Consider the following 16,495-nt stretch of genomic DNA (forward strand, 5'->3'; position numbering starts at 1 on the left):
AATAAAAACAAACATCTCTGTGGGTATTCATCAGAATATTTAAAATTAATTATCATAAGTTTGTAATATAAATAGATTTATGATTAGAAGGCTAGTAAATTCTTTTATAGTATTATTTTCATTGGTAGGTTTCTCTCAAGAGTTTAGTATTACAGGCCTTGTAGAAGATGCTAATAATCAACCTATAGCATATGCTAATATTGTATTAACAAGCACAGAAGACCCATTAGCAATTACAGGCACTACTACAAATGAATCTGGTGCTTTTTTTATTGATAATGTAAAAACAGGCCTTTATAATTTAAAAATTAGTTTTCTAGGGTTTAAAGGTTATACATCAGAAATTAAAGTTGACGATGATATTAAATTAGGCAGAATCCTACTTGTAGAAAATTTAGAAGCACTTGATGGTGTTACAGTAGTTGCTAAACGCCCTACAGTAAAGCGTATGGTAGACCGCTTGGTGTTTAATGTTGAAAACTCGACACTATCCAATAACAATGTTTTAGATGTGTTAAAGCATACGCCTGGTGTATTGGTGCACGATGGCACTATTACAATAAAACAAGCTACGCCAACAGTTTATATAAATGACAGGCGTGTACATTTGTCAATTAGCGAAGTCCAGCAACTTTTAGAAGGGACATCGGCAACTAATATAAAATCTATTGAAGTCATTACCAATCCACCAGCAAAATATGAAGCTGAAGGTGGTGCGGTGCTTAATATTGTAACCAGTAAAAATATTGTTGCTGGTTATAATGGCAGTGTGTTTGGTAACTATAAACAGGGTAGCGAGTTTCCAAAGTATTCGTTTGGAACCAGTCATTTTTTTAAAACTAAAAAGCTCAATACCTATTTAAACTATAGTATTAGTCCAAGAAGAGATTACCAAAATAATGATGAATTTGTTAATTTTATAGAAAACAATCAAATAACATCGAATTGGGAAACAGATTATGAACGAGTAAGAGAGTCAGAAAATCAAAATATTAACGCCAATATTGATTATGAAATAGATAAAAAAAACAGCCTTGGTTTTTCAACTAATATGCTCATATCTCCCAGAGAAGGTGCTAAAACAAGTATTATCTCTTTAACCGAGGTATACAGTGCTAATAGTGTATTGGATTCTACATTTAATACTAAAAATAAAGCTGTAGACGAAACGTTCAATTTTGCCTTTACCTTAGATTATCTTCATAATTTTAAACGAGATGGAGAGAAACTCTTAGCAAATGTTCACCATACCTTTTATGACTTTTCAAATTTTCAAGATGTTGATACTGATTATTTGTTTCCGGATGAAACCTTAATAAGAAATAATAGATTTCAAACATTCTCTAGTCAAGAAATAAAATTGTATACCGGACAGATAGATTATGAATTGCCAATACATGATTCCTCGCAATTTGAAGCAGGTTTAAAAATATCCAATATCAATTCAAAAAGTATATTAAACCAGTTTGTTTTTGAAAATGATGTAAAAGAAGAAGATTTAGAAAACTCTGACACTTTTTTATACGATGAAACTAATTATGCCGCCTACAGCAGTTATTCCAAAGATTGGGATACATGGAGCTTAAAATTAGGCTTAAGAGCTGAGTATACAGATATTAAAGGGAATTCAATATCAACAAATGCCATAAGCAATAATAACTATGTTAAATTTTTCCCTTCGCTTTATGTATTGAAAACTTTAAATGAGCACCATGAGCTATATTTTAGTTATAATAAACGCATTTATAGACCAAGGTATAGTCAATTAAACCCTTTTAAGTTTTTTTTAAGCGACAATGTTTATAATACAGGCGACCCCAATTTAAAACCACAAATTGATGATGTGTTAACTTTAGGCTATACATTAAATGAAAAATACACTTTTGAATTGTATTACCGTTATGAAAAAGACCCAACGATTCAAATCTTGTTTCAAGATAATGATGAAACTATTTTAAAATACATAGATACAAACACCGATACAAGTATATCCTACGGTTTAGATTTCACAACATACACAGAGGTAGCTAATCGTTGGAATGTATATGTATTGTCCTCGCTTTTTTATTATGATAACCAGTTTTTTGCTTTAGAAAGCAATAATGTAGCATTTAGTACAGATAAGTGGTCAGTTTACGCTCAAATAATTAATTACTTTACCCTGTTAGCGGATGAAAGTTTAACTGCTGATATTTCTTATTTATATATTTCTCCAATTGTAGATGGACCTTCTTTAATAAGTACACGCTCAGGATTGGATATAAACTTTAGAAAGACTTTATGGAATAATAAAGTTTCAGTAAGTATTGGTGTTACAGATATCTTCAACACTCAAAACTTTACACAAACCACAAAATATTTAAACCAAGATGTGGTTTTAAATTCCAGAATGGAAAATAGGTTATTGACTTTTGGTTTTAACTATAAATTTGGAAACTTTAAACTAAAAACAAATCAAAAAGCAATTGATATAAAAGAGCGAGAACGCCTTCTAAACCCTTAAATTTAAAATCCCTTTATTCTGTATTGTTTTGTAAATGCAACTCAACTAGAATATTAATGAAAGATACTAAAATGGTCTTGTATATGGTTAGAAATAAGTTTTTTCTATTTTTTCCAACCCACTCAATTTAATATTAAAAATATTGTTTGACTTTGTCCCAAAAGTTTTTAGGGGATATTTTAAATTCATCTTCTAATTCTTCTAAAGATTTGTTAGCTTCATTAATTTTGTTGAATATACGGGCCCTAATTAAATAAATAGATGGTATAATAACTGCCATGATAGGTATTAAATAAATTAATTGGTTTGAATCTACAGACACAACATCTTTATTTAATACATCAAATATTTGATATACATACATGGCAATTGGCACTAAAAGGGTATGATACCACCAGTGTCTGCAAGTAAAAAACCATAAGAATAATAAATATAAAGGAATTAACTTTCCTAATACTACCCATATAGCAATTTGTGCACTATCATAATAGCCACTACTATAGGTAAATAAAAAAGTGTTCCAAACTTCTGTGTCTGGAACACTTTCATGTAAATAAAATAAATAAGGTGTTATAGCAATTAAAGTAGCTATAATACTACCAATTACTAAATTCTTATTAGATTTTGATTTTTCTTTTGTCAATCTTTGCTGTTTGCTGTGCATCTACATTGTATTGATTTGCAGTTTGAGCTAAAAACAACATGCCTCCGAAAATTGCTAGTGCAATTACATACTTTTTAGTTTTCATAATTTTAAGGGATTTTAATTAATTAATAACCCAAAAGTATATGAAAGCTATCTTGAAGTTAATGCGTAAATGTTAAAATTATGTTAAAAACAGGTTTTTTTAAAATTTCCACTGTGGGTTTCCCGTAAAACTTCAAAATCAGGAGTTAATTATGTTATTTTTGGTGCATAAACTGTTGTTTTTAATAGGTTTTTTATTGTTAATTCAATTTTAAAATTCGGTTATTATCAGCATCTATTTTAAGGCTTATTTTGTCAAAATCATCAAATAAAATGGGCTCGATTTTTTCTGGCCATTCAATTAATTTCCAATGCTCAGAATCTAAATAATCTTCTATTCCTAAATTATAAGCATCTTCAATGTCATTTATTCTATATAGATCAAAATGATATACTTTATCATCATTCAATTTATATTCATTTACAATTGAAAATGTTGGACTACTAACGTCATCATGGCTTCCTAAAGCTTTAACTATGCTTTTTATCAATGTTGTTTTGCCAACGCCCATATTACCATAAAACAATAAGGTTTTAGTTTTTACATGGGTAATGAGTTGATTAACTAACTGATCAATCTCATTTAATTTATAACTAATTTCCAATTTTAAATACTATTTACGGGCAATATTATGAATAAAAATTGTAAAAACCTAAAAAAAAGTGTATTTCGTCGATGTTTTTGGTGTTTTGTAGATTATTTTGGGTTAAATACGACAAATGGAATGATCATTTCTTCAAGGGATACTCCACCATGTTGGTAAGTATTTCTAAAATAACTTACATAATGGTTATAGTTATTTGGATAAGCAAAAAACAAATCGCTTTTTGCAAAAATATAAGAACTACTCATATTTATAGACGGTAAGTGCAACTCTTTTGGGTCTTTGGCAACAAGAACATCTTTTTTATCATAGGTTAAACTTCTTCCTGTTTTGTAACGAAGGTTTAAACTTGTATCTCTATCTCCAATGACTTTTGATGGGTTTTTAACATTAATGGTCCCATGGTCTGTAGTTAAGATTAATTTAAAACCCATATGTTGGGCATGTTGAATCATTTCTAAAAGCGGTGAGTTTTTAAACCAGCTTAGCGTTAATGATCGGTAAGCTTTGTCATTTGAGGCTAATTCTTTAACAACTTCCATTTCAGTTTTAGAATGCGAAAGCATGTCTACAAAATTATAGACCACAACAGTTAAATCATTGTTTTTTAGAGATTTAAAATTGTCAGCCAATTTTTTACCATTTTTTAAATTTGTAATCTTATAATACTCATAATTTAAATGGCTTAAGCTTAATCGTTTCATTTGAGCGTCAAGAAAATCGGCTTCATGCAAATTTTTGCCACCTTCATCCGTATCATTTTTCCAATATTGCGGAAATAATTTTTCCATATCACTTGGCATTAAACCAGAAAAAATGGCGTTACGTGCATATTGAGTAGCCGTTGGTAGTATACTAAAAAAAGCCTCTTCCTTTTCTTTTTTGAAATAATTGTTAATTATAGGTTCGAATACCTTCCACTGGTCAAAACGTAAATTATCAATGACAATTAAAACAGTGGGTTGCTCTTTACTAATTTCAGGAACAATATTTTCTTTAAATAGGGTGTGAGACATTATTGGAGCATCCGTATGTGGTTTAAACCAATCGGCATAATTCTTTTCTATAAATTTTCCAAACTGGATATTGGCTTCATTTTTTTGTGATTCTAAAATTTCAAACATGCTGGCATCTTCAATGTCTTCCAATTGAATTTCCCAATAAATAAGTTTTTGGTATAAATTAGCCCATTCTTCGTAACTATTAACCATAGCCAAATCCATAGCTATTTTCCTGAATTCCTGCTGGTAGTTCGACGTTGTTTTTTCCGAAACTAATCTAGAGTGGTCTAAATTCTTTTTTAAGCTCAATAAAATTTGGTTAGGGTTTACTGGCTTAATTAAATAATCGGCTATTTTATTACCAATAGCTTCTTCCATAATGTATTCTTCCTCACTTTTGGTAATCATAACAACTGGTAGACTATCTTCTTTTTCCTTAATTTCATGTAAGGTCTCAAGACCAGTAAGCCCAGGCATATTTTCATCTAAGAATACAATATCAAAATTATATTCATCTAACATGTCTATGGCCTCAGTTCCGCTATTACAAGTGGTAACATTGTAATTCTTCTTTTCTAGAAATAAAATATGGGGTTTTAATAAATCAATTTCATCATCAACCCAAAGTATATGTATCATATTATTTTTAATTATTTATAATGAAATGTATTAGCCCTTTACTATTTTATTTCAAAGGCATTAATGAACTTCATTAGTTATATTTGTAAATATATAATGCTAAAATTTAAAGTTTGAACAAACTTAAAATATTAAACGACCCAATTTACGGATTTATTACTATTCCCAATTCGCTTATTTTCGATTTAATTCAGCACAGATACTTTCAACGTTTACGCAGAATTACACAAATGGGCATGTCTTATTTGGTGTATCCAGGAGCACATCACACACGGTTCCATCATGCTATTGGTTGTGTGCATTTAATGCAACAAGCGGTTAATGTACTTCGTTTTAAAGGAGTTACAATTTCTGAAGAAGAAGAAACGGGGCTTTATATTGCTATTTTATTGCACGATATTGGTCATGGACCATTCTCACACGCCATGGAACATAGTATAGTAAATAATGTATCTCACGAAGAGATTTCACTGCTTTTTATGACACGGTTAAATGAAGAATTTAACGGAAGTTTAACGCTTGCTATTCAAATTTTTAAAGGCGAATATCCAAGAAATTTTATGTGTCAGCTTATATCGGGTCAAATTGATATGGATCGAGCCGATTATTTAAAACGCGATAGTTTTTATACAGGAGTTGCTGAAGGTAATATAAATAGTGAGCGTTTAATAACCATGCTTAATGTTGTAGGAGACGATTTAGTAGTAGAAGAAAAAGGCATTTATAGTGTCGAAAAATTTATTATAGCCAGACGTCTCATGTATTGGCAAGTGTATTTACATAAAACAGGATTAGTTGCTGAACAACTATTAATTAGAGTTTTAAAACGAGCTAAGGAACTACATGATTTAGGGATTGCTTTACAAGCTAGCCCAGCAGTTTTGTTTTTTTTGAATAATAAAATATCGATTAATAATTTTAATAATGAAACCCTTGAGGTTTTTGCGCAATTGGATGATTACGATATAGTGTCTGCTATGAAACATTGGCAGAACCATGATGATTTTGTGCTCAGCAATTTATGCGAAATGATTATTAACCGAAACTTGCTTAAAATAAAAATTAAAAATAAAAACATAAAAGAAAGCAGTTTAGAAAAGCAAACAAAAGCCTTAATGATAGCATATAACATAACCAAAGCAGAAGCACGCTATTTTGTGTTTACAGGTAGCATTTCAAATCAAGCCTATCAATTAAGTACAAAGCGCATTAACATCTTGCATAAGTCTGGTAAAATAGAAGATATAGTAAAAGCGTCAGATCAGTTAAACCTTAAAGCTTTATCAAAACCAGTTACTAAATATTATATATGCTATCCTAAGGTTAAACTTTAGCACATTTTTCCTATTTTTGCGTGAATCAAACAAAAAACATATAACTTTTAAAGTGTGAAATTTACAGCACAACAAATAGCAGGAATTTTAGAAGGCAATGTAGTTGGAAACCCTGATGTTGAAGTATCAAAACTTTCTAAAATTGAAGAAGGCTCAGAAGGGTCTTTAACATTTTTAGCTAATCCTAAATACACATCACACATATATTCTACAAAGGCATCCATTACAATTGTAAATAAAACCTTTGTTCCTGAAAATTCAATTTCAACAACTTTAATTAAAGTAGAAGATGCTTACCTAGCATTTTCAAAAATTCTAGAATATTACAATTCAGTAAAACTGAATAAAGTTGGAATTGAACAACCTTCATATGTTTCAGAGTCATCAAAACAAGGCGATAATATCTATATCGGAGCATTTAGTTATATTGGAGATGGCGTTGTTATTGGTGATAATGTTAAAATTTTTCCAAACAGTTACATAGGTTATAATGTGGTACTTGGCAATAATACTATTGTCTTTTCAGGTGCTAAAATTTATTCCGATACTGTTATCGGTGAAAATTGTGTTATAAATTCTGGTGCTATAATTGGAGCAGATGGATTTGGCTTTGCACCTAATGAAGAGGGCGGATATAGTAAAATACCACAAATAGGAAATGTTATTATTGAAGACTTTGTTGATATTGGTGCAGCAACAACAATAGATAGAGCAACTTTAGGTTCAACAATAATACGAAGAGGCGTAAAACTTGACAACCAAATACAAATAGCCCATAATGTAGAAATTGGTGAAAATACCGTTATTGCTGCCCAATCTGGAGTAGCAGGGTCTACAAAAATTGGCGAAAATTGTCAAATAGGAGGGCAGGTTGGTATTGCTGGACACATAACTATAGGTAATAATGTTAGAATACAAGCCCAATCCGGTATTGGTAGAAATGTAAAAGATAATGAGATGCTTCAAGGCTCTCCAGCAATAAAACTAAGCGATTATAACAAGGCATACGTTCATTTTAAAAACTTGCCGACTATTGTTAAAAATTTTAATGATTTAGAAAAAAATAAATGGGAATAGTTAATACAGAAATAAAACAGAAAACCATTAAAGACGAAGTTTCTTTAACAGGTGTTGGATTGCATACTGGTAAAGATGTAACCATAACTTTTAAACCAGCACCAGCTAATTCTGGTCTGGCTTTCAAACGTGTGGATTTAGAAGGCACTCCACTTATTGAAGCTGATGCAAATTATGTAACGAATACACAACGCGGTACCTGTTTAGAGAAAAATGGTGTGACTATTCAAACTTCAGAGCATGTACTAGCGGCTTTAGTTGGATTAGATGTTGATAATGCCATTATTGAATTAAATGCATCGGAACCGCCAATTATGGATGGATCTTCTAAATTTTTCGTTGAAGCTTTGGAAAAAGCAAAAATTTTAGAACTTGATGCTTTTAGAGAAGAATTTGTAATTACCGATATTGTATCTTATGTAGATGAAGAAACAGGGAGCGAGATATTAGTAATGCCTTCAAAAGAGTACCAAATCACGACTATGGTAGATTTTGGAACTAAAGTTTTAGGCACCCAAAATGCAACACTGAATCATATTTCAGATTTTAAGAAAGATATTTCAGATTCACGTACATTTAGTTTTTTACATGAAATTGAAATGCTATTAGAACATGGTCTAATAAAAGGTGGGGATTTAAATAATGCCATAGTTTATGTAGATAAAGCTTTATCTACTGAAACCATGGAAAAGCTAAGAGTCGCATTTAATAAAGAATCCATAGCCGTAAAACCTAATGGTATTTTGGATAATCTGACTTTGCATCATCCTAATGAAGCGGCAAGACATAAGTTATTAGACGTTTTAGGGGATTTAGCATTAATTGGAACAAGAATAAGAGGGAAGGTCATAGCTAATAAACCCGGACATTATGTTAATACACAATTCGCAAAGAAATTATCTAAAATAATAAAAAATGAGCGTCGTAATAATGTGCCAAATATAGATTTGAATAAACCACCATTAATGGATGTCATTCAAATAATGGCCATGTTGCCGCACAGACAACCTTTTTTATTAATAGACAAGGTTTTTGAACTTACAGACAACCATGTTATAGCAACCAAAAATGTGACTATGAACGAAGAGTTCTTTAAAGGTCATTTTCCAGGCGCACCAGTAATGCCAGGGGTTTTGATAGTTGAGGCTATGGCACAAACTGGAGGGATTTTGGTTTTAAATACAGTTCCAGACCCAGAAAACTATTTAACTTTTTTCATGAAAATGGATAATGTAAAATTTAAACAAAAAGTAATGCCTGGTGATACGCTTATATTCAAATGTTCATTGATTACCCCAATACGTCGTGGTATATGCCACATGCAAGGGTATGCGTATTCTAATGGAAAACTATGTGCTGAAGCCGAACTAATGGCCCAAATTTCTAAAGTAAAATAATTATGAACCAACCACTAGCATATGTGCACCCAGGTGCAAAAATTGCAAAAAATGTAGTTATAGAACCTTTCACGACTATAAATAACAATGTTAAAATAGGAGAAGGTACCTGGATTGGTAGTAATGTTACTATTATGGAAGGTGCTCGGATTGGTAAAAATTGTAATATTTTCCCGGGTTCAGTGATTTCTGCTGTGCCTCAAGATTTAAAATATAATGACGAAGATACTACTGTTGAAATTGGTGATAATGTAACCATAAGAGAATGTGTTACCATTAATAGAGGAACAACAGATAGAATGAAAACAGTTATTGGTGACAATTGCTTAATTATGGCTTATTGTCACGTTGCACACGATTGTATTGTAGGGAAAAATTGTATTTTTTCCAATAACAGTACCCTTGCTGGGCATATTACCATTGGGGATTATGTGGTTTTGGCTGGTATGACAGCTGTTCATCAATTCGTTTCGGTTGGAAATCATGCCTTTGTAACAGGAGGGTCTTTAGTTAGAAAAGATGTGCCACCTTATGTAAAAGCAGCTCGTGAGCCGTTATCATATGTCGGTATTAACTCCGTAGGGCTAAGACGAAGAGGCTATTCCACAGAAAAAATCAGAGAAATTCAGGATATTTTCAGAATACTTTATCAAAAAAATTATAATAATACACAAGCAGCTGGGATTATTGAAGCAGAAATGCAAGCAACTCCTGAGCGTGATGAAATTCTTCAATTTATAAAAAATTCGCATCGAGGAATAATGAAAGGATATTTTAAATCAAACTAAACAAATATGGCAAGTACATCAGACATAAGAAATGGATTATGCATAAAATACAATCACGATATATATAAAATCATTGAGTTTTTGCATGTAAAACCGGGTAAAGGCCCTGCATTTGTAAGAACAAAATTAAAAAGTGTTACTAATGGAAAAGTAATAGACAATACGTTTTCTGCAGGACATAAACTAGAGGATGTTCGTGTAGAAACCCATAAATTTCAATTTTTGTATAATGATGGTGAGTATTATCATTTCATGAATACTGAAGATTATACACAAATTCAATTAGTTGAAGCCGCTTTAGACAATCCTGGTTTGATGAAAGAAGGAGAAGTGGTAACTGTTATTATAAATTCAGAAGATAATATGCCGCTTTCAGTTGAAATGCCAGCAAGTGTGATCCTAGAAGTTACAGCTACAGAACCAGGAGTTAAAGGAAATACCGCTACAAATGCAACCAAGCCAGCTACCGTTGAAACTGGAGCAACTGTTAATGTGCCTTTATTTATTAATGAAGGTGATAAAATAAAAGTAGAGACCGATAAAGGAACTTATAAAGAACGTGTAAAGGAATAATTTTTGCTAGCAGGCTACAGTTTGCAATAAGCAATACTGAAGACTAAGAGCTGTAAACGGTATACTCAACTATGAAATTTCCTAAACCACAAACTCTAAAATATATATCCAATCTAATAGGTTCCAATTATATTGGCGACGATAATTTTCCTGTAGAGGGCATGAACGAAATTCATGTTGTAGAGCCAGGTGATATTGTTTTTGTGGACCATCCTAAATATTACGACAAAGCGCTTAATTCCGAAGCAACTATCATACTCATTAATAAAGAGGTAGAATGTCCAGATGGAAAAGCTTTATTAGTTAGTGATGACCCGTTTAGGGATTTTAATAAACTAACCGAACATTTCAAACCTTTTCAGGCTTCAAATGCTTCAATTTCGCCTTCAGCAAAAATAGGTAAGAACACCATCATTCAACCTAATTGTTTTATAGGTAATAATGTAGTAATTGGCGATGATTGTATTATTCATTCCAATGTAAGTATTTATGATGATGCCGTTATTGGTAATCATGTAACACTTCATGCAGGAACAGTTTTAGGAGCTAATGCATTTTACTATAAAAATAGACCAGAAGGTTATGATAGATTAAAATCTTCTGGACGCGTCGTTATTGAAGACCATGTGGATATAGGTGCTGCTTGCACCATAGATAGAGGGGTAACCGCAGACACAAGAATTAAAGAAGGTTCTAAAATTGACAACCAAGTTCAAATTGGACATGATACAGTTGTCGGAAAAAAGTGTTTAATAGCATCTCAAGTCGGTATAGCAGGATGCGTTGTTATAGAAGATGAAGTTACTATTTGGGGACAAGTCGGTATAACTAGCGGGATTACAATTGGAAAAAAAGCAGTTATATCTGCCAAAGCAGGAGTCAGTAAATCTCTTGAAGGCGGTAAAAGCTATTTTGGAATACCAGCCGATGATTTCCGTTCTAAATACAAAGAAATTGCATCAATAAGAAAGATTCCAGAAATACTAGAAAAATTAAAAGAAAACGGTAAAAAGTAATTTGAATTTTACTTTAAAAATATAATACAAAAAATTACTTTTGTTAAGTAATTATAATAATGATAAAAAATCTTCTATGAGCGTTTTAGTAAACAAAGATTCAAAAATAATAGTTCAAGGATTTACAGGTAGTGAAGGAACATTTCATGCCAGTCAAATGATTGAATATGGCACCAACGTTGTTGGCGGTGTTACCCCAGGAAAAGGAGGTCAAAAGCATTTGGATAAACCTGTTTTTAACACAGTTTTAGAAGCTGTTGAGCAAGTTGGAGCAGATACTACAATTATTTTTGTTCCACCGGCATTTGCTGCCGATGCTATTATGGAAGCTGCCGATGCTGGTATAAAAGTAATCATTACCATAACAGAAGGTATTCCTGTTGCCGATATGATTACCGCATCAAATTATATAAAAAATAAAGACTGTAGATTAATTGGACCAAACTGCCCTGGTGTTATTACCCCTGGAGAAGCTAAAGTTGGTATCATGCCTGGATTTGTATTCAAGCAAGGTAAAGTAGGTATTGTTTCTAAATCTGGTACTCTGACTTATGAAGCTGCTGACCAAGTTGTTAAACAAGGTTTAGGCATTACTACAGCAATTGGTATTGGAGGCGATCCAATTATCGGGACAACAACTAAAGAAGCTGTTGAATTATTAATTAACGATCCAGAAACCGAAGCTGTTGTTATGATTGGGGAAATAGGAGGGCAATTGGAAGCCGATGCTGCTAATTGGTACAAATCTAGCGGAAGCAAAAAGCCTGTTGTAGGTTTTATAGCTGGCGAAACAGCCCCTGCAGGACGTACTATGGGACATGCAGGTGCTATTGTTGGAGGTAGTGACGATACAGCACAAGCCAAAAAGAAAATCATGAGAGCATGTGGAATTCATGTTGTTGATTCTCCCGCTGAAATTGGTAAAAAGATAGCTGAAGTATTAGCTTAAAACATAGAAAATAAATTCTAAAACCTTACAAATCTTGTGAGGTTTTTTTATTTGAAGCCATTTGGATTTATTATATTTGATACTACAAGATTAATAACAACTAACTAAATAACACATGAAACTTTTAGAAGGAAAAACAGCCATAGTTACTGGAGCAAGTAGGGGTATAGGTAAGGGCATAGCACAAGTGTTTGCAGCACAAGGTGCAAATGTAGCGTTTACGTATAGTTCATCTGTCGATGCAGCAAACGCATTAGAAAAAGAACTTAATGCACTAGGTGTAAAAGCTAAAGGGTATAAAAGTAACGCTGCAAGTTTTGAAGAAGCTCAAGACTTGGCTAACGACGTTGTTGCCGAATTTGGAAGTATTGATGTTTTGGTGAATAACGCAGGTATAACAAAAGATAACTTATTAATGCGTCTCTCTGAAGCCGATTTTGATACCGTTATTGAAGTCAATTTGAAATCTGTTTTCAATATGACAAAAGCCGTTCAAAGAACAATGTTAAAACAACGCAAAGGCTCAATAATCAATATGAGTTCAGTGGTAGGTGTTAAAGGGAATGCAGGACAAACCAATTATGCCGCTTCAAAAGCAGGTATCATCGGGTTTTCTAAATCTGTAGCTTTAGAATTAGGCTCAAGAAATATTAGAAGTAACGTTGTTGCTCCTGGTTTTATTGAAACTGAAATGACAGCCAAACTTGATGAAGAAGTTGTAAAAGGATGGCGTGCCGGAATTCCTTTAAAACGAGGCGGTACACCAGAAGACATTGCAAATGTTTGTGTGTTTTTAGCTAGCGATATGAGTGCTTATGTAACAGGGCAGACTTTAAATGTAGACGGCGGAATGTTGACATAAATTACGGTTTGCGATTTTAGAATTTTAAATCGTAAATCAAAAATTCATTAATGCAAACAGAAACTCTAATATATATTATAATTGCTGGGATTATAGCACTGTTATTAGCGCTTTTTCAGTATTTTAATAAAAAGAAAAGCGTGTCTAAATTAGACATGCTTTTTTCTTTTTTAAGGTTTATTAGTCTGTTTGCTGTTTTATTACTTCTTATAAACCCCAGTTTCGAGCAAATTAAACTGTCTGTTGAAAAACCTGATTTAGTAGTGGTTATTGATAATTCAAGTTCAATTAAACACCTTAATCAAGATAAAAAGGTTAATGATTTTTTTGAAAAATTATCAGCGAATAAAGATTTAAAAGATAAATTTAATTTAGAATATTATACGTTTGGAGAATCATTAAAAGCTTCCGATTCGGTAACTTTTACAGAAAAGCAAACCAATATCTATAATGCCTTTAGTCAACTAACCCAAATATATAAACAAACAACAGCACCAACACTTTTAGTTTCAGACGGAAATCAAACCTACGGCAATGATTATCAATTTGTTTCAAATATATATAATCAACCTATATATCCAATAATATTAGGAGATACGATTACTTATACCGATTTAAAGATTCAGCAATTAAATGTTAACAAGTATGCCTACTTAAAGAATAAATTTCCTGTTGAAGCTATTCTAGTTTATAATGGAAATAACACTATAAATTCAAGGTTTGTAGTTAATAACGGTAATACAACTGTTTATTCTGAAAGCGTAAAATTTTCGAAAAGCAATAATTCAAAAGTCATCAATTTCACATTACCAGCAAATAAGGTCGGGGTTAGTAATTATAAAGCTACCCTAGTTCCTTTAGAAAGTGAAAAAAATAAAATAAATAATTCTAAAAATTTTGCAGTTGAAGTTATCAATCAGAAAACAAAAATAGCGATTGTTAGCGATTTTCCACATCCAGATTTAGGTACGCTTAAGAAAAGTATTGAAAGCAATGAACAGCGTTCCGTGTTATTTTTTAACTCAAAAGAAATATTAAGTCAAATAAATGATTTTCAGTTAATTATATTGTATCAGCCAAATAATAAATTCAATAAATTATTCACACTTTTAGATCTACAAAACAAGAACAGATTTAGTGTTTTTGGAGCAAAAACAGACTTGAGTTTTTTAAATAGAATTAATAAAAACTATACCCAAGACATAACAAATCAAACAGAAAACTATCAAGCAGAATTAAATATTAATTACTCACCATTTATTATTGAGGATTTGAATTTCGAGTCATTTCCACCATTACTTTCAAACTTTGGTTCTACAAGATTTTCAGTACCTTTTGAATCTATTTTAAATAAAACCATAAATGGTGTTTCGACAGAAAGCCCGTTATTGGCAACTTTTGAAACTAACGGTAGAAGGGAAGCTGTGTTGTTTGGAGAAAATATTTGGCAATGGCGTGCACAAAGTTATATAAATAGTAATTCCTTTAACGAATTTGATGATTTTGTTGGTAAGCTTATTCAGTATTTAGCATCCAATAAACAAAGAAGTAGATTGAATATCGATTACGAATCATTTTACAATGGTAGTAGCAATATTGTGATAAAAGCAGAATTTTTTGATAAAAACTATGTATTTGACACACGTGAAACACTAAAAATCATTGTACTGGATAAGCTTTCAAAAGCACAAAAAACATTTCCTCTAATTCTAAAAAACAATAATTATCAAGTAGATTTAAGTAGTTTGCCAGCAGCAGAATATGATTTTACAATAAAAGCTTCCAATGAAAATATATCTAAATCAGGCAGTTTTCAGATTCTAGAGTATAACGTAGAACAACAATTTTTAAATGCCAATGTAACAAAATTACAGCAGTTAGCTACTAACAGTTCAGGTTCAAGTCATTTTATTAATACCACTCAAGATTTAGTTAGCACATTAATAAATGATAATAGATACGTTCCAATTCAAAAAAGCAGCAAAAATAGCATACCTTTGATAGATTGGAAATATCTACTTGCCATTATAGCATTAAGCCTTGGTATAGAGTGGTTTTTAAGAAAATATAACGGATTAACTTAAATAAAAATAAATAATGGAAAAATTACCAAAAATAGCATTGCCTTTTATAGTTGGCGCAATTGTATTAGTAATAATATTATCTAAATCATTAGTAACTATAGGGCCAGGTGAAGGAGGCGTTTTATTTGAACCTCTTGGCGACGGTATTAATACAGAGCGAACTTACGGTGAAGGCTTTCATATTGTAGCACCTTGGAATGATATGATTGTTCAAAAAGTTCGTCAGCAATCTATTTCAGACAACATGAATGTCCTTTCAGTAAACGGGTTAGATATTACTGTAAGCGGCACTATCTGGTTTGAGCCAGAATATAAAAACCTAGGAAAACTAATTCAAACAAAAGGTGAGGATTATATTAGAGAACTCCTAAGTCCAGCCATAAATGCAGCTGCAAAAAGTGTTGTTGGACGTTATACACCTGAGCAACTTTACTCTAGTAAAAGAGATATTATAGAATTAGAAATTTTAGAACAAGTTAGAATAGAATTAGAAGGACAATATGTTAATGTAAAACGTGTCCTTGTAGAAAATGTAAAACTACCAAATACTATTAAAGATGCCATTGAACGTAAGCTAAAGCAAGAGCAAGAATCTTTAGAGTATGAATTTAGGCTGGTTACAGCAAAGAAAGAAGCCGAAAAAGTAATTATTGAAGCACAAGGTAAAGCAGATGCTAACCGTATATTAAGCGCATCATTGACAGATAAAATTCTTCAAGATAAAGGTATAGAAGCAACTGTTAAGCTTTCTGAATCATCAAATAGCAAAGTGATAGTTATTGGTTCAGGTGATAGTGGAATGCCAATTATCCTTGGAAATCAATAGGATTAAAATTAAGAAATTTAGATAACTGTTGATTATTTTGAATAATAAATAATATTTTAAACTAAATATCTATAATAATCAATAGTTTTTAAG

At 31.6% G+C, this 16,495-nt stretch carries 15 protein-coding genes; 11 read left to right on the forward strand and 4 right to left on the reverse strand.

Annotation, left to right across the window (positions count from 1 at the left end; all coding sequences use genetic code 11):
- The first annotated feature begins 79 nt into the window (after nt 1-79).
- On the forward strand, nt 80-2,503 hold the full coding sequence (locus ABD941_RS12705) for an outer membrane beta-barrel protein (protein ID WP_345274517.1): 2,424 nt from the start codon (nt 80-82) through the stop codon (nt 2,501-2,503).
- Between the two features lie 133 nt (nt 2,504-2,636).
- Here the strand turns inward: ABD941_RS12705 and ABD941_RS12710 are convergent, their stop codons facing one another.
- The 4 genes from ABD941_RS12710 to porX all read right to left on the reverse strand — a co-directional run bounded on the left by ABD941_RS12710 (nt 2,637) and on the right by porX (nt 5,496).
- On the reverse strand, nt 2,637-3,146 hold the full coding sequence (locus ABD941_RS12710; protein ID WP_345274518.1) for a hypothetical protein: 510 nt from the start codon (nt 3,144-3,146) through the stop codon (nt 2,637-2,639).
- Nucleotides 3,121-3,252, reverse strand: coding sequence for a hypothetical protein (locus ABD941_RS12715; RefSeq protein ID WP_345274519.1), 132 nt, complete (start codon nt 3,250-3,252; stop codon nt 3,121-3,123). Before ABD941_RS12715 ends, ABD941_RS12710 begins: the two co-directional genes overlap by 26 nt.
- Before the next feature lie 199 nt (nt 3,253-3,451).
- Nucleotides 3,452-3,856: a tRNA (adenosine(37)-N6)-threonylcarbamoyltransferase complex ATPase subunit type 1 TsaE gene (gene tsaE, locus ABD941_RS12720; RefSeq protein WP_345274520.1), complete on the reverse strand. Its 405-nt coding sequence runs from the start codon at nt 3,854-3,856 to the stop codon at nt 3,452-3,454.
- Nucleotides 3,857-3,948: 92 nt separating this feature from the next.
- Complete coding sequence (gene porX / locus ABD941_RS12725; RefSeq protein WP_345274521.1) at nt 3,949-5,496, reverse strand: T9SS response regulator signal transducer PorX; 1,548 nt, start codon at nt 5,494-5,496, stop codon at nt 3,949-3,951.
- 113 nt (nt 5,497-5,609) lie between these two features.
- Between porX and ABD941_RS12730 the strand changes: the two genes are divergently transcribed.
- The 10 genes from ABD941_RS12730 to ABD941_RS12775 all read left to right on the forward strand — a co-directional run bounded on the left by ABD941_RS12730 (nt 5,610) and on the right by ABD941_RS12775 (nt 16,402).
- Complete coding sequence (locus ABD941_RS12730) at nt 5,610-6,830, forward strand: HD domain-containing protein (protein WP_345274522.1); 1,221 nt, start codon at nt 5,610-5,612, stop codon at nt 6,828-6,830.
- A gap of 54 nt (nt 6,831-6,884) precedes the next feature.
- Nucleotides 6,885-7,907 carry a UDP-3-O-(3-hydroxymyristoyl)glucosamine N-acyltransferase gene (gene lpxD, locus ABD941_RS12735; RefSeq protein ID WP_345274523.1) on the forward strand — a complete coding sequence of 341 codons (1,023 nt, stop codon included), beginning with the start codon at nt 6,885-6,887 and terminating at the stop codon, nt 7,905-7,907.
- Nucleotides 7,898-9,304, forward strand: a complete 1,407-nt coding sequence (locus ABD941_RS12740; RefSeq protein WP_345274524.1) for a bifunctional UDP-3-O-[3-hydroxymyristoyl] N-acetylglucosamine deacetylase/3-hydroxyacyl-ACP dehydratase — start codon at nt 7,898-7,900, stop codon at nt 9,302-9,304. Before lpxD ends, ABD941_RS12740 begins: the two co-directional genes overlap by 10 nt.
- 2 nt (nt 9,305-9,306) lie before the next feature.
- Nucleotides 9,307-10,092 (forward strand): acyl-ACP--UDP-N-acetylglucosamine O-acyltransferase, encoded by a 786-nt coding sequence (gene lpxA, locus ABD941_RS12745; protein ID WP_345274525.1) that lies wholly within the window; start codon nt 9,307-9,309, stop codon nt 10,090-10,092.
- A gap of 6 nt (nt 10,093-10,098) precedes the next feature.
- Complete coding sequence (efp, locus tag ABD941_RS12750; RefSeq protein WP_345274526.1) at nt 10,099-10,665, forward strand: elongation factor P; 567 nt, start codon at nt 10,099-10,101, stop codon at nt 10,663-10,665.
- Nucleotides 10,666-10,736: 71 nt separating this feature from the next.
- On the forward strand, nt 10,737-11,681 hold the full coding sequence (locus ABD941_RS12755) for a UDP-3-O-(3-hydroxymyristoyl)glucosamine N-acyltransferase (protein WP_345274527.1): 945 nt from the start codon (nt 10,737-10,739) through the stop codon (nt 11,679-11,681).
- 76 nt (nt 11,682-11,757) lie between these two features.
- The gene (gene sucD, locus ABD941_RS12760; protein WP_345274528.1) at nt 11,758-12,630 is read left to right on the forward strand and encodes a succinate--CoA ligase subunit alpha; all 873 of its coding nucleotides are present in this window, start codon (nt 11,758-11,760) and stop codon (nt 12,628-12,630) included.
- Between the two features lie 115 nt (nt 12,631-12,745).
- Nucleotides 12,746-13,492 carry a 3-oxoacyl-[acyl-carrier-protein] reductase gene (gene fabG, locus ABD941_RS12765; RefSeq protein WP_345274529.1) on the forward strand — a complete coding sequence of 249 codons (747 nt, stop codon included), beginning with the start codon at nt 12,746-12,748 and terminating at the stop codon, nt 13,490-13,492.
- Between the two features lie 50 nt (nt 13,493-13,542).
- Complete coding sequence (locus ABD941_RS12770) at nt 13,543-15,576, forward strand: VWA domain-containing protein (protein ID WP_345274530.1); 2,034 nt, start codon at nt 13,543-13,545, stop codon at nt 15,574-15,576.
- 13 nt (nt 15,577-15,589) lie between these two features.
- Nucleotides 15,590-16,402, forward strand: a complete 813-nt coding sequence (locus tag ABD941_RS12775) for a prohibitin family protein (protein WP_345274531.1) — start codon at nt 15,590-15,592, stop codon at nt 16,400-16,402.
- The last annotated feature ends 93 nt before the right edge of the window (nt 16,403-16,495 follow it).

The organism is Flaviramulus aquimarinus (assembly GCF_039543205.1).
Lineage (GTDB): Bacteria > Bacteroidota > Bacteroidia > Flavobacteriales > Flavobacteriaceae > Flaviramulus_B > Flaviramulus_B aquimarinus.

Bases quoted from the DNA above. Each gene is read 5' to 3' on its own strand.
- efp (WP_345274526.1), top strand. From the start codon at position 10,099: ATGGCAAGTACATCAGACATAAGAAATGGATTATGCATAAAATACAAT.
- fabG (WP_345274529.1), top strand. From the start codon at position 12,746: ATGAAACTTTTAGAAGGAAAAACAGCCATAGTTACTGGAGCAAGTAGG.
- sucD (WP_345274528.1), top strand. From the start codon at position 11,758: ATGAGCGTTTTAGTAAACAAAGATTCAAAAATAATAGTTCAAGGATTT.
- ABD941_RS12755 (WP_345274527.1), top strand. From the start codon at position 10,737: ATGAAATTTCCTAAACCACAAACTCTAAAATATATATCCAATCTAATA.
- ABD941_RS12770 (WP_345274530.1), top strand. From the start codon at position 13,543: ATGCAAACAGAAACTCTAATATATATTATAATTGCTGGGATTATAGCA.
- ABD941_RS12715 (WP_345274519.1), bottom strand. From the start codon at position 3,252: ATGAAAACTAAAAAGTATGTAATTGCACTAGCAATTTTCGGAGGCATG.
- ABD941_RS12740 (WP_345274524.1), top strand. From the start codon at position 7,898: ATGGGAATAGTTAATACAGAAATAAAACAGAAAACCATTAAAGACGAA.
- ABD941_RS12775 (WP_345274531.1), top strand. From the start codon at position 15,590: ATGGAAAAATTACCAAAAATAGCATTGCCTTTTATAGTTGGCGCAATT.
- porX (WP_345274521.1), bottom strand. From the start codon at position 5,496: ATGATACATATACTTTGGGTTGATGATGAAATTGATTTATTAAAACCC.
- lpxA (WP_345274525.1), top strand. From the start codon at position 9,307: ATGAACCAACCACTAGCATATGTGCACCCAGGTGCAAAAATTGCAAAA.
- ABD941_RS12705 (WP_345274517.1), top strand. From the start codon at position 80: ATGATTAGAAGGCTAGTAAATTCTTTTATAGTATTATTTTCATTGGTA.